This is a genomic window from Paenibacillus sp. NPDC093718, from assembly GCF_050279985.1.
Lineage (GTDB): Bacteria > Bacillota > Bacilli > Paenibacillales > Paenibacillaceae > Paenibacillus_AQ.
In genome coordinates this window covers 76,121-89,664 of sequence record NZ_JBNNUS010000002.1, presented here as the reverse complement: position 1 = coordinate 89,664, position 13,544 = coordinate 76,121, and the positions used below count along the sequence as shown (strand labels likewise).

Sequence of the window (13,544 nt, the reverse complement as noted above, 5' to 3'; positions counted from 1 at the left end):
CTCAAGGTCGGAATTGTTATATCATTCAGACTAAGAAATGAAAGTGGAAAGCGGTGGAGTTATGTTATTTACAGCACAGCAGATTCAAACCATAAGAGAACAAGCGCTTGGGATGGACAAGCATCGACAAGTAACGCCTGAAGTGTTGGTAACAATATATGATCATCGTTTGTTTCACCTGTTTGTGCCCGATGAGCTTGATGGAAGAATGACCTCACTGCCGGAGGCTGCGCGCATTTTTCAGGAAAGTGCCAGGATCGACGGCAACCTGGGATGGCTGGTTACGATTGGTGCAGGCGGAGGATTCTTCGCGGCGCTGATGAGCCAGGAGGTGAGCCGCCGCGTATTCGCGCACCGCGAAGCGGTGATTGCGGGCAGCGGGATGCCGACAGGTTCGGCCAGACAAGTAGAAGGTGGATATATTGTGAACGGCAGCTGGAAGTATTGCAGCGGTTCTACCTATGCAACGACCTTTACAGCCAATGCAGTTATTGAACCGGGTTCCACGGTACAAGATGCAGCTGAAGTAACGACTGCGGAACAGGACGAGTCTCATATTCGATCCTTTATCCTGAATCCTGATCAAATCGAGATTCTGGAGGATTGGAATGCCTTCGGACTGCGGGCAACGGCGAGTCATACGATATCCGCTGTGGAGGCGTTCGTGCCGGTGGAGATGACGTTTTCCCTTACGGAAACCCAAGCGTATGAGAACGAAACGATCTATCAATATCCCTTTCTTCCGTTTGCTCAAGTATCTTTTGCTGGGGTCGCTGCAGGCATCGCCGAGCATTTCCTAGAGACAGCAGAATCGCTTGCGATACAGCGAGGAAGCTCTTCTCATGTGTACGGGAAGCTGGCGGAGCGTAAGGCTGCTTTGGAGCTATCCGTTTCGGATTTTTATAAGACGGTGGAAGGCTCATGGGAGGAGCTGCTGCGTAATGGTGAAATATCGAATGCAACAGAAGCAGAGGTAACCGCCCGCAGCATAGCAGCAGCGCAAACCGCGTTATCCTGCGGCCAGCAGCTGTTCCCGCTGTTGGGTTTATCCGCTGCGATGGAAGACGCCGAAATCAATCGCTGCTGGAGGGATCTTCAGACGGCATGCTCGCATTCGCTGCTAAGAAACTTCTGACGGAGAAGCAAAACCATGAGCTGCATACCAAGCTGCTCATGGTTTTTATGTTTCGGCTTAGCCAGAGATGTCTTCATTCGCTTCGTTTGATAGGCTCTTATTTCGCTTATTCGTTAAACCAGGAAATACCGCTGCGATAAAGGCAGGTGGGAGGATGGCGCGCTTGTCAGTTTCTCGCCGTTAACGGTTACCGAATAAGTCACCGGATCGACCATAATTTCCGGCGTCTCACCATTGTGAATCAGATCGGCCTTTCTTACGGTTCGGCAGCCCCGAACAGGCAGGAGCTGTTTGCGCAATCCTAAAGGATCAAGCGTGCCCAGCTGCAGGGAGGACTGAGATACGAATGTTGCGCTTAGGGCGGCCTGCGCTCCGCCATAGCTGCCGAACATCGGCCGATACATATAAGGCTGCGGTGTAGCGATGGAAGCGTTCGGATCGCCCATGACCGCGTGTACTATCATACCGCTCTTCAGTACGATCTCCGGCTTGGCTCCGAAGAAGGCGGGTTTCCAGAGTACGAGGTCGGCCATTTTTCCGACTTCGATGGAGCCAACGTAATCGGATATGCCATGGGTCATGGCAGGGTTAATGGTGTATTTGGCAATGTAGCGCTTGATTCGGAAATTGTCCGATTTCGTATCCGATCCTAGCGAACCGCGCTGTTGTTTCATTTTGTCCGCCGTTTGCCATGTACGGATAGCGACTTCACCAACGCGGCCCATCGCTTGTGAATCGGAGCTGGTCATGCTGATCGCTCCAATGTCATGGAGAATATCTTCAGCCCCAATGGTCTCTGCCCGGATCCTTGATGCCGCGAAGGCAACATCCTCCGGAATACGCGGATCAAGATGATGGCAAATCATCAGCATATCCAGGTGTTCGTCAACCGTATTCACCGTATAGGGCATGGTCGGACTGGTCGAGGAGGGGAGGACATTCGGCATGGATGCTACCCGCAGGAGATCCGGGGCGTGACCGCCTCCTGCACCCTCGGTATGGTAGGTATGAATCGCCCGGCCGTTAAAGGAGCGCAAGCTGTCTTCTACAAAACCCGCTTCATTCAGCGTATCGGTATGGATGTTAACCTGCACATCCAGTTCTTCGGCAACGTTTAGGCATTTGTCAATCACATAGGGCGTGCTGCCCCAGTCTTCGTGAATTTTGAGTCCACCCGCACCTGCATGGACTTGTTCCGCCAGCGCTTCCGGACGGCTGCTATTCCCGCGGCCCAGAAAAACCATATTAATCGGAAGAGCATCCGTCGCCTGCAGCATCCGCTGCAGATTCCATACCCCGGAAGTACAATTGGTTGCCAGAGTTCCCGTAGCAGGCCCGGTGCCTCCCCCAACAAAGGTAGTAACACCGCTTTGGAGCGCGATTTCGATTTGCTGTGGACTAATGAAGTGCACATGCGAATCCACACCGCCTGCTGTTACGATCATGTTCTCGGCGGAGATAATTTCGGTGCCCACACCGATAATCATACCTTCGGTTACCCCATCCATCATGAGTGGATTTCCAGCTTTTCCGATGCCGCTGATGAACCCGTCCTTGATCCCGATATCCGCTTTAACAATTCCCCAAGTATCGATAATGATGGCATTTGTAATGACCAAATCCAGAGCGCCTTCCGCGCGGGTCGCAAGGGGATGCTGCCCCATGCCGTCACGTATCACTTTACCACCGCCAAATACGCATTCATCCCCGTAGACGGTATAATCCTTCTCGATCTCAAGCCAGAGGGAGGTGTCAGCCAGTCTAACCCGATCCCCAGTCGTAGGCCCATACATGCTGGCATAGGTAGCACGATCAATTGTTGTCATAAGCTCACCATCCCATTGGTTTTTCCGTTCGTTAAACCTGCAAAACCGTAAATCTCCTGGCTGCCGCCAATTTGAACAAGCGTGACCTCCAAGGTTTTCCCGGGTTCGAACCTGGTCGACAATCCGGAAGCAATATCAAGCCTGTATCCCTGCGTGCCGTTCCGATCGAATAACAAGGCGGGATTGCATTCGTAAAAATGGAAGTGCGAGCCCACTTGAATGGGACGGTCTCCACTGTTGGTGACTTCACGCGTAATGCGAGGTCGGCCGGGTACCAGCTCAATCGGCTCATCTCGCAGGTCGTATTCGCCTGCAATAATGCCGGTTGCGTCTGAGGCGCCTTGAATCGGGTCATGAACGCTGACCAGCTTGGTACCGTCCACAAAGGTGGCTTCGACCTGAACTTCCCTAAGCAAGTGGGCGACGCCGTCCATCACTTGATCCGCTGACAGCACATGACGCGCTTCTTCCATTAATTCGGCTACAGACTTACCATCACGAGCTCCTTCAACAACATAACCTGAAATGAGTGCGGCCGCTTCCGGGTAGTTCAATTTCAACCCTCGGGCTAACCGTTTCTGCGCTAATTCCGACGCGAGGAAAAGCAATAATTTGTCTCTTTCCTGGTAAGTGAGATGCATCCTGGCCACTCCTTTACATTATTTTTGTTAGAATACATTACATATTAAGGGGTTTTCAGAGAAAAGATGATACGTAATGGTGTTTATTTTGGATAAATGTAGCACTACACAAATAAATAGTCAATATAAATGTAAGGTATTATTACATCGACTTCACTTCTCTATAGATTTACTCCAAGAGTGATAGAGGATTTCTTAAAGCACAAAAAAAGACCCTATTCGGGCCTTTCACAAATTATCGAAACTTGCCGTAATCTTTAATATGCACTTCAACCAAACATTCCACCGGCAGCTTCTGAAGCTCCTGTCGCCAATTCATCTTTTTCCACTGCTCATAGCCAACGCGGTTGCGGACAACCGTTCCTATTCCGATGTTATCTACCTGATGCCGTTTCATGAGCGTAATGATGGCATCGCCTTTTTTCGAAATATACTTACTGATTCGCTCCTCCAGCTCATGCCGTTCCTGATCATTGCTCAATCTGGCATCGCCGATGTATTCCAGAACAGTGCCGGTCACTTTAATATGATACGTAACTTTGTCAACGCCTTGTGCTCCACGGGTGACTTTGACTTTACGTGAGCTGATCAATGAACTGAACATGACGTTTTCCTTCGTGTCGCCAGGCTCCGACAGTTCAATATTCATTTGGCCATCTCTGAATTTACCCTTTAGAAATGCAAAGACCATGGCGTCCTGCGGTTCAATCTTCGTAACGTAACGATCATCTCGAAATAATGCGATTCCATTCGTCGTAATGTAATTATTCTCATGCTTCTTTAGAATCGGAGCAACGGGGTCTACGCCCTGATCGAAAAAATCCCTGGCAAAGTTGAATAAAGTTACCTTTGGAATCGTCTGCCCCAGTGCTTCTTTTTCTAGCAGCATGTCAATATATCGACCTGTACGCGGATGCTGACTGTAATCGTCGATCAACAGTTCACCTGCATGTCCTTCAACCACACTCACTTTGACCTGTGATGAAATGGAGGGATCTCTGAACAAGGTGTCCAGATGTCCATGAAGTCCATTTTCCGCCAGCGAAAGTCCGAACAATACGTTGCGGATTTGTCCGCTTACAAGCAGCATACCCGTTCTATGGGACATAATCATTTTTGCTTCTTTGCTGCTCTCGGCGGTCGCCGTCAATACCTCCCGTTTAGCGCTGGTTTCCGGATCCGCTTGCGGAATCGAGACCGTGATGGCCAGCTTGCCATCCGGCAGCAAATCATAACTGGTGGTCTGGATGAAACCCAGATCTTCCAGAATCCGTTGATCTCCGCAACCTGATAGAGGGATGATACACAGCAGGAGGAGCAAGTATGTACATTTTTTTAACATATCTATCACGCTGCCTTTTTTCGCCGCTGCCATAGCCGCAGAATGAGTAATAACACCGGTACAATATAGGCGAATCCGATCTGGATATAACCCAGATACAAAATCCATTCTCGGATGGTATTCAATACGGTTGGAATGTAGGATATGAGCAAGGCAAAAAGAATGATAAAGAAATAGTGAACATTGATTTTGATCTTCGGGAAAACTCGTTGGGTGCTCTCACCGGCTGCCCAAAAGTAAAGGACGAGGGTGATGATGGTGGTGAACAAGAAGAAGCCGTAAAAGAGATTCTCAATTCGCTCCATGAACGGCAGCTTGATGTAAGCCAATAAATCGAGTAATGGAAACAACATAACCTTCAGCATATCACTGCCAATGACTCCGAAAGAGACAAAACCCAAGAGAACGTAGGATACTGTACGAATAAGATGACCGTAAATAACGGCCCTGAATAATTTCGTCTTCTTATCGGTGTAGGGAAAGAATAGTAAACACAGCTCATATCCCATATATGCCAAATAGATATGAAAGAATCCTTCGGCCATATTGCTGTTGTCTTGAAAAATATAAGGCGTTAATCGCTCGAATCTGAATTCCCCAGTATAGTAAATAAGCAGCAAACTCATCCAAATAGTGCACCAGAAGAAAACGGTCGAAGCCTTGGAAATGTTATAGAGTCCTTTGGTCAGCAGCATAAAGGCTAGAACATCGATCGCAATCTTGAATACCATCGGGTCGGTTGTCGGGAAGGCAAACATCTGAAAGATCAGCACATATTCCTTAGCAACGAGACAACCGATTAGTGCCCATACCATGCTAAAAGCCAGATAGAAGGGGACCAGGATGAACTTTGGAATGCTTTTCTCCAGTATTTCAAAGATCGATTGCCCTTTACCCAGCCGATACACCCAGTACATTAGGTAAATATTGAGACAGACCAGAATGGATATCGGGATTACAATAAGCCAGCCATTTGTCCCGAAATACTGGGCTTCGATCTGCGCGATGCTGAATACGTAGACGCCCGTTTGAATCATATAGATGAGGATCGCCGTATGAAATTGGGATAGTTTTTCTTTCAAATGTCCTCACCTCTTCATTTTTAACTTCACTTTGTTTCTCGCTTTAACTTGAGTTGGCCGCTTGGCCAGGGCGGAAAAAGGCAGTCTCATAAATACGTCTTTCCAGTCATAGGGCTCAAAAGGAGCAATTGGCGATAAATAAGAGCTGCCAATACTCGTCAAACCGCTAAGGTGAACGACGATATACGCCAGTCCAAAGGCCAGTCCCAGATTGCCCCAAAATCCTGCCATAATAATGAGTCCGAATCGGAGCAGGCGAAAAGAAGCGCTCATCACATAATTGGGAATAACAAAGGAGGCAATAGCCGAGGAAGCGACGGCGATAATCAGAATGTTACTGGTTAATCCTGCCTGCACGGCAGCTTGTCCTATGACGATACCGCCTACGATACCAATGGTCTGACCGATTTTGGTAGGCAGTCTGGCCCCGGCCTCCCGCAGAAGCTCAATAGTTGTCTCCATCAGAAGCGCTTCAAAGATCGGGGGGAAAGGCACTCTGCTTCTGGACTCGGTTAATGTCAGGAGTAGATTCTGTGGAATCATTTCATAGTGAAAGGAGGTCACCGAGACGTAAAGGGCCGTCAATGTCACCGTGATGATGAGCGCTGCAAACCTCAAGAACAAGGTGGCCGTACCAATGCTCCACCTCTGGTAATAATCATCGGAAGATGAGAAGAACTCAAAAAAGTTGACCGGAGCGCTGAAGGCAGTTGGACTCCCGTCCATAATCCCGACGACTCGACCTGAAACCAGCTTGGATGCAATCGTATCCGGCCGCTCGGTGGTCAGAAATTGTGCGAAGATCGAATACGGAGCATCATCAATGCACTGAATAAGCATGTTCGTATCATGTATAGCATCGATTTCAATATCCTTAATTCGCTTTATCACTTCATTAACATAGTTCTCATTGGTGATGTCCTTGATGTACAGAACATAGATATCTGATTTCGTGACCTCTCCAACGGAAAGTTTAATGACTTTGAGATGAGAACTCTGAACTCTCTTTCGAATTAAAGACAGATTCGTATAAGCCTGCTCGGTAAACGCCTCGTGCGGCCCAATAATGATGGATTCCGTTTCGGATTCTGCAACCGTACGAGACACCGGGAATATGACATCGATCATGAATGCATTTTCCTCGTAAAAGATAGCCGCCATGCCGCTAAGAATGCCTTCAACGCATTTTTTGGTATCCGTTACTGGTTTGAATTGGGATTGTTCCGTTAACAACGCAAGCGGCGCTTCAGCGGTTAACACAGGGGGGAGCAGATCACGCTCCAGCCGATCCTCATTGACTAAATGACTGAAATACAGAACATGCAGACGTTTATTAAGATAGGATTTATGGACAAAATCGGCAGCATGATCAAATTGATCGATGATATGCTGCAGTGTCAGCGTTGTTCCCTCCTGAGGATGAGGGTCCTGTTGATTTTCTTGAACTGGACCTTTTTCGGCATGCTCATGGTTGACCAGAAAGATGGATTTTAACTTCTGCTTCATTCCCACGTCTTTACACCTCTGATTCCTGCATAGTCTGTCATAGTGTGCGTACTTTGCCCTGGGTTTATCCAACGAATCCCATATCGAATTAGGAAGAACATTAGCGGGAATCTTAGGCTTGAGAGACGAGCCAGATTTATCTAGAGGCGTAAAGAGGAGGTTTACTATGCTGGGCAGTATTTTAATTGCCGTTGTTTTATCGCTTGGGATTAGTCCTGGTCATGATCAAGGAATTAATAAACTTCAGGATTCTTATGATCAGCAGGGCATCTTTGAATCCGGTGGTGAGCTTGTAGAGGAGGCTGTGAGGACGTGTGAGAAACATTTCGGTACAGCCGTCTACTTGCCGCCGCAGTTGCCGCCCGTCGCTTTCACGCATCAGTATGGCCGCTGTTATGACATGGAGAGCGGATTGGACGAGCATTTGGAGATTCATTATCTTAATCGATATAAACCTGATAATGACTACAGAATCGAATTATATCCGTTAGAGACTAAACAGCAGTTGAAACATCTATCATTTCAGGAATCGGAGCTGACAGATCATACAACCGCAAAGTTTTATAAGGGGCCGATCAATACGCTGCAACTGTTAGTATTCGAGAAGGGGAACTGGCAATACCTTTTAACTGCTGCAAATCGCGCTTCTTCAGAAATCAAGCAGCAGGAATTGACAGCAATTGCAGAGTCCTTGACCCAAGCGGTGAACAGTAAAGACCCTGCTTACGCAACGTGGGGAACTCTTGCCGTCACGGAAGCAAAGCGTAAATACAATATGGATGTAGTTGACTACCTCTATATGGGAAGAATCACGATCTCTAGTGAGCTGGCGGAGGAGAAATTTAAACTTTGGCTTAAGGAGGGGGCTCGTGAATTCGGCGTATATGTAACCGTTTCGTTTCATCCGATAACCCATCAGTTCATATCGATTCGGTACGAGGAGATCTAGCCGGAAATCGAGCTTGTTAGCAGGAATAAACACGATTTCCTGAAAGAGATTCACGGTTGCTTTTTTTGAAAGTCGTGTTTTCCTGCTGTTCAGACGCATACATATGGTGTACCATATTTGGTGAAACTTGCCTCCGTGATTTCTACATTTTGCGCCAGTAATAGTGGTTTAGGAGTGATTCGCTTTGTCTTTTATAGTACTAAAGCTCCTATTTGTTCCATTGATATCGGTTTTTATTATGGTGTCATCGGTTTATCTTGGAAATCAAACGTCAATCCCTATGATGCTGCTTACGGCATCGTTACTGTATGCATCCGTTATTTTTGATCGAAAGATCGAATGGCTTCGAAATATTCAATTTCTTTTTCTGGGAGCGTTTCATTTTGCCAGCCAATTGAATTGGTGTATCTTGTTGTATTACATACTTATCATCAACCTCATTCATAAAAAAGAGCGTTTCATAGAATCGATGCCGCTGTGCCTTCTTATGGTCCTTCAATATTCCATCATTCGTCTGACTTATGTGCCGATTACAAAGTACAACATATTGGTCGCTGTATTTGATTGTTTGTCATCCTTTGTCGTCGTGATTTCCTTTCATTTTGTAAACTTTCTCGAATCAGAGAAGAAGAAGTTATATAAGCAAAACGATTACCTGACCTATCACGATCCCTTGACGGGACTTCTGAATTATGATGGATATTTGCATAAAGTCCAGCATCTCGTTGAGTTGAACAAGCCTTTTCAGCTGGTGCTACTGGACATCAATAATTTTAAATCGTTAAATGCGAAGGACATCTCCACAGCCAATGAGATTCTGATCAACTTCTCACGTGCGCTGCGCAAGCTGTTCCTGAGCGATATGCTGGCAGCCTCCCGATATGCAGGGGATCGCTTTGCTGTGCTGCTCCCCGAGCATGTCAACATCGACAGCAGCTTGTTCAATTTTGAAAGTATCGGCGTACAGGTGACCTATAGCATCACTTGTTACCCGCATGAAGCTTTAACTTATCAAGAGATGATCAGCACGGCAGAAGACCGGATATTTCAAATGCGGCGCAATTCCTGGATGAGAGGTCAGGAGGAAATGATCCGAACGGAAAAGATGAAGATGGTCGGGGAATTGGCTGCCGGAATGGCCCATGAAATTAGGAATCCGCTTACCTCAATTAAAGGCTTCATCCAACTCTCCAAAAATCAAGGTTATAACATTCAGCCCTGGTATGAGGTCATTATGGGGGAAATTACGCGGGTAGGGGAGCTGACGGCAGAATTTTTGCACTTTTCCAAGCCGCATGCCAGCAATATGAGGGTTGAATCACTAACGGATTGCTTGACCCGGGTCTATTCCTTGTGTGAATCCGAAGCAGCTTCGCACGGTCATTTGTTTAGTCTGGACTTAAGCGAGGAGCCGATTCAGATTGTCATGGACCGTGATAAGATCATCCAGGTGCTTATCAACCTGATCCGTAATTCTTTTCAAGCGATGGAGCACACCGGCACTGTCCGACTCTCGCTTAGGGCGGAAGAACGAATGGCTGTCGTGGAAGTTGAGGATACCGGAAAAGGCATTGCCGATGAAAATCTGGTCAAGATTTTTGATCCGTTTTATACAACCAAAGAAGAAGGGACCGGCCTTGGGCTGTCCCTGTGTCAAAAAATTGTAGAGGACCATGGCGGCAGAATAACGGTTCACAGCGAGCTAGGGATCGGCACGACATTTACCTTGCGGATTCCTCTGGCTTAGAAAATTTGGATGGCAATCGACCGAAATATATCCTATGATAGGATAGTTGTTTAGCCATTCAACATGGTTTTGCAAAAAATTTATACTCATGCATCAATGTGTTGCAGGAAAGGAAGTAACAGATCGTATGTCGATGTCCACGAAAGAAGCCGGTTCAACCATGGTTCTATCTCGCAGGAAGAGGCTTCAGTTTGCCTTGATTCTCGGATCTCTTTCGGCTTTCGGGCCACTTTCCGTTGATATGTATCTACCTGCACTGCCAAAACTCTCCGAGAGTTTGGGATCGCCAGCATCGTTGGCCCAATTAAGCCTGACGGCATTTTTACTTGGCCTTGCTCTAGGGCAGCTTGTAGCAGGCCCACTCAGCGATATTCGGGGGAGAAGAGGACCGCTCATCATATCCTTGATTATTTACTCGATTACCTCTTTGTTGTGCGCGTTTGCCCCAAGTATATGGGTTCTGGTTGCGCTTCGATTTGTACAAGGAGCAAGTGGAGCTGCCGGTATCGTCATATCCAGGGCTGTCGTCCGGGATTTATACACCGGTTCGGAGCTGACCAAGTTTTTTACATTGCTGATGCTGATCAATGGTTTGGCACCCATTATCGCTCCAGTATTCGGAGCGTTTATCCTTAATTTCGTCTCTTGGCGCGGCGTTTTTGTCGTCCTGTTCCTGATTGGATTGCTTATGCTGCTCGCGGTATGGTTTGGTCTTTCGGAAACGCTGAATCTGGAGAAAAGGGCCAATGGAGGAATCAAACAAACCTTCCGTACCTTCGGTACGCTGATTCGGGACCGCGTATTTGTCGGCTATGCGCTCTCCCAAGCGTTTGTATCAGCCGCGATGTTCGCGTATATCTCAGGGTCACCATTCGTACTGCAGGATATCTTCGGCGTATCCCCTCAAATGTACAGCCTGTTCTTTGCCGTTAATGGGGTTGGTATTGTGCTGTTCTCTCAAATTACGGGTAGATTGGCCTCTCGCACAGGGGAAACCAAATTGTTGACAACGGGTCTCATCATTGCCGCCTTTGGCGGGACTTCGCTGTTCGCGATCACCTGGCTCGGCGGCGGATTGCTGCTGATTGCCCCGATGTTATTCCTGATTGTTTCTGCCGTCGGCATGGTCAGTGCAACGACAACATCACTGGCGATGCAGAAGCAAGCAGCTCATACATCAGGCAGTGCGTCCGCGCTTCTTGGATTACTGCCTTTGTTATTAGGCGCAGCCGCAAGTCCACTTGTTGGCCTGGGAGACGGTACAACTGCTGCACCTATGGGAACGGTCATCGGGATTGCAGAATTGCTGGCCGTAAGCTCATTCCTGTTCCTTGTTATCCCTTTTAGCCATAGAAAAGAGACGTCGGTCTCCTTGTAAATTAAAGTCAGAACATATAAAGAAACCCGCACATACATGGTGCGGGTTTCTTTGGTTTATAAAACAATCTGAATGAATTACCTGTAATGCAATCATAATACCAGAGAGTAAACGAAACCGGACGTATCAGGTAAACCGAAAGTAGAGAAAAACACAAAGATAAAGCAGGTGAACCAGCTTGAGATGGTTGTCAGTTCTCGGTCTATTGTTTATGCTCCTGCAAGGGGATGAACCGGAAAACAACAATTTAATGATAACGCAAGAAGGCAAAGTCATGGCCAGCGTGAGCCGAAGCGAACATGCACTTGATGTATTCCCGCTGCTGGATATGGATAAATACAATCAATGGGTGGATGCGCTTGATCGAAAAACCTATCTTGAAGCCAGGAATGCCCGGATTGGCAGCAGCGGCCAAATCATTCCGGGGCAGAATGGTCATAGACTGGATCGACGCAAACTGCTAGAACGATATTATTCGTATTGGTTCGGGACTGGGGGCGCTACCGTGGAAGCGCCGAGGTATCCGATCTATCCAAAGGTGGATGCCGAGCTTCTTGCCTCCATTCGGGTTAAACCGATAGGTTACTATGTCACCTATTTTAATTCCAACAACAAAAATCGTTCCCATAATATAGCATTAGCTGCCCAGGCGATCGACAGTGCAGTCGTGTTCCCCGGAGAGACCTTCTCGTTTAATCAGGTGGTTGGCATGAGAACCGTGGACAGAGGTTACAGACGTGCCGGCGTTATCGTCAGAGGTGAGTTATCAGAGGGAGTAGGAGGAGGGATCTGTCAGGTTTCTTCTACATTGTATAACGCCATTGACCGTGCAGGCTTGCAGATTGTAAAGCGCTACTCTCACAGCCGGAACGTCCCTTATGTGCTGCCGGGGCGCGATGCTACGGTAAGCTGGGGAGGTCCGGATTTTGTTTTTGAGAACGCCTATAATCAGCCTATCCTCATCCGGGCATTCGGTAATGGGGGAAGAATGACCGTTGCCATCTACTCTTCTGAACTCATTGAATATAAGCCGCGCAATGTACCAAGCATATCAAACATGCTGCCGGAGGAGACGAGTGACACCAAGCACAATCCGGTAAACGGTGATTAGTCCAAGGCTTGGAGCATGGATGCAGCAGATCGCGGGCGTGCCGACTTGTACCATTGCATACACAGCCAAAACACTAGAATGAGATCAATCGCGTCGCCGCCGTAATACATCAGCATTCCGCCGAGCTTGGCCTGTTCCGAAGAGACGCCGTCTGGCGGATGGGCATATAAGTATTTGGAGAGTATTCCATGTCCGGCAATGGCGATGATCAGGATGATCGCACGAGCCTGGAAGCTGCGACGGTGAGGAGCCACATCTACGTAAATCATAGATACCGTAAATAAATACCCGGCTGCAAAAACATGAAAATGCACCACGATATGCAGCAAAAGACTATGATGCATATCCATGAATAGGCCGGTTGTGTACAGGACCCATAGTCCACCGATATTCAACAAGGCCGCTACCGCCGGATGAGCAACGATTTGAGCTGGCTTGCTCTTCAGCAAACGAGTGATCCGTCTGGCGAATGGTAATGGGGTAGACCTGAGCAGCAGCATCATCGGAGCGGAGAATGCAATCAACAGCGGCCCCAGCATACCAAGCAGCAGATGTCCGAGCATGTGGATCGTGAAGTTCGAAGGGGCGAGTCGCGCTAGCGGACCGATCAGCGGTAAACCAACGCAAAGCATCCCCGCACCCCAGCAAACATAACGATAGGCCGGCCAAGTTCGGTAATTTCGATTGGAGACCGCAGCAGCAACCATATATAGAAGAATGAGAAGTGCGAAGATCAAGCCACCTATGATTAAATCCCAGGACGTCCATGAGGCAGAGGCTCCGGACATTCCAGCTCCATGAGCAAACGAATGGTTACTCACCATAAG

11 protein-coding genes are annotated in these 13,544 nt (G+C 47.9%); 5 read left to right on the top strand and 6 right to left on the bottom strand.

Annotated elements, in window-relative coordinates:
• The first annotated feature begins 61 nt into the window (after window positions 1–61).
• Entirely contained in the window at window positions 62–1,135 is a 1,074-nt protein-coding gene (locus tag ACQKPA_RS06255) for an acyl-CoA dehydrogenase (RefSeq protein WP_427490424.1), read from the top strand.
• 113 nt (window positions 1,136–1,248) lie between these two features.
• On the opposite strand, the gene ureC is transcribed toward ACQKPA_RS06255, so the two are convergent.
• From ureC to ACQKPA_RS06230, 5 genes are all read right to left on the bottom strand, one after another.
• Complete coding sequence (gene ureC, locus ACQKPA_RS06250; RefSeq protein WP_427490422.1) at window positions 1,249–2,961, bottom strand: urease subunit alpha; 1,713 nt, start codon at window positions 2,959–2,961, stop codon at window positions 1,249–1,251.
• On the bottom strand, window positions 2,958–3,602 hold the full coding sequence (gene ureA, locus ACQKPA_RS06245; protein ID WP_427490420.1) for an urease subunit gamma: 645 nt from the start codon (window positions 3,600–3,602) through the stop codon (window positions 2,958–2,960). The genes ureC and ureA overlap by 4 nt, the downstream gene beginning before the upstream one ends.
• Window positions 3,603–3,837: 235 nt before the next feature.
• Window positions 3,838–4,944 (bottom strand): Ger(x)C family spore germination protein, encoded by a 1,107-nt coding sequence (locus tag ACQKPA_RS06240; RefSeq protein WP_427490418.1) that lies wholly within the window; start codon window positions 4,942–4,944, stop codon window positions 3,838–3,840.
• Window positions 4,945–4,949: 5 nt separating this feature from the next.
• Entirely contained in the window at window positions 4,950–6,026 is a 1,077-nt protein-coding gene (locus ACQKPA_RS06235) for a GerAB/ArcD/ProY family transporter (RefSeq protein WP_427490416.1), read from the bottom strand.
• A 6-nt stretch (window positions 6,027–6,032) separates the two neighbouring features.
• The gene (locus ACQKPA_RS06230) at window positions 6,033–7,538 is read right to left on the bottom strand and encodes a spore germination protein (RefSeq protein WP_427490414.1); all 1,506 of its coding nucleotides are present in this window, start codon (window positions 7,536–7,538) and stop codon (window positions 6,033–6,035) included.
• Window positions 7,539–7,698: 160 nt separating this feature from the next.
• Here ACQKPA_RS06230 and ACQKPA_RS06225 point away from each other — a divergent pair, with 160 nt between their 5' ends.
• The 4 genes from ACQKPA_RS06225 (at window position 7,699) to ACQKPA_RS06210 (ending at window position 12,717) form a co-directional block, all read left to right on the top strand.
• Window positions 7,699–8,481, top strand: coding sequence for a YqzG/YhdC family protein (locus ACQKPA_RS06225; RefSeq protein WP_427490412.1), 783 nt, complete (start codon window positions 7,699–7,701; stop codon window positions 8,479–8,481).
• A 184-nt stretch (window positions 8,482–8,665) separates the two neighbouring features.
• The gene (locus tag ACQKPA_RS06220) at window positions 8,666–10,228 is read left to right on the top strand and encodes an ATP-binding protein (RefSeq protein WP_427490410.1); all 1,563 of its coding nucleotides are present in this window, start codon (window positions 8,666–8,668) and stop codon (window positions 10,226–10,228) included.
• Between the two features lie 127 nt (window positions 10,229–10,355).
• Window positions 10,356–11,606, top strand: coding sequence for a multidrug effflux MFS transporter (locus tag ACQKPA_RS06215; RefSeq protein ID WP_427490408.1), 1,251 nt, complete (start codon window positions 10,356–10,358; stop codon window positions 11,604–11,606).
• Between the two features lie 178 nt (window positions 11,607–11,784).
• Entirely contained in the window at window positions 11,785–12,717 is a 933-nt protein-coding gene (locus ACQKPA_RS06210; RefSeq protein ID WP_427490406.1) for a VanW family protein, read from the top strand.
• On the opposite strand, the gene ACQKPA_RS06205 is transcribed toward ACQKPA_RS06210, so the two are convergent.
• On the bottom strand, window positions 12,714–13,541 hold the full coding sequence (locus tag ACQKPA_RS06205) for a cytochrome c oxidase assembly protein (RefSeq protein WP_427490404.1): 828 nt from the start codon (window positions 13,539–13,541) through the stop codon (window positions 12,714–12,716). The genes ACQKPA_RS06210 and ACQKPA_RS06205 overlap by 4 nt on opposite strands.
• Between the last annotated feature and the right edge of the window lie 3 nt (window positions 13,542–13,544).

Bases quoted from the DNA above. Each gene is read 5' to 3' on its own strand.
- ACQKPA_RS06255 (WP_427490424.1), top strand. From the start codon at position 62: ATGTTATTTACAGCACAGCAGATTCAAACCATAAGAGAACAAGCGCTT.
- ureC (WP_427490422.1), bottom strand. From the start codon at position 2,961: ATGACAACAATTGATCGTGCTACCTATGCCAGCATGTATGGGCCTACG.
- ureA (WP_427490420.1), bottom strand. From the start codon at position 3,602: ATGCATCTCACTTACCAGGAAAGAGACAAATTATTGCTTTTCCTCGCG.
- ACQKPA_RS06240 (WP_427490418.1), bottom strand. From the start codon at position 4,944: ATGTTAAAAAAATGTACATACTTGCTCCTCCTGCTGTGTATCATCCCT.
- ACQKPA_RS06225 (WP_427490412.1), top strand. From the start codon at position 7,699: ATGCTGGGCAGTATTTTAATTGCCGTTGTTTTATCGCTTGGGATTAGT.
- ACQKPA_RS06215 (WP_427490408.1), top strand. From the start codon at position 10,356: ATGTCGATGTCCACGAAAGAAGCCGGTTCAACCATGGTTCTATCTCGC.
- ACQKPA_RS06205 (WP_427490404.1), bottom strand. From the start codon at position 13,541: ATGGTGAGTAACCATTCGTTTGCTCATGGAGCTGGAATGTCCGGAGCC.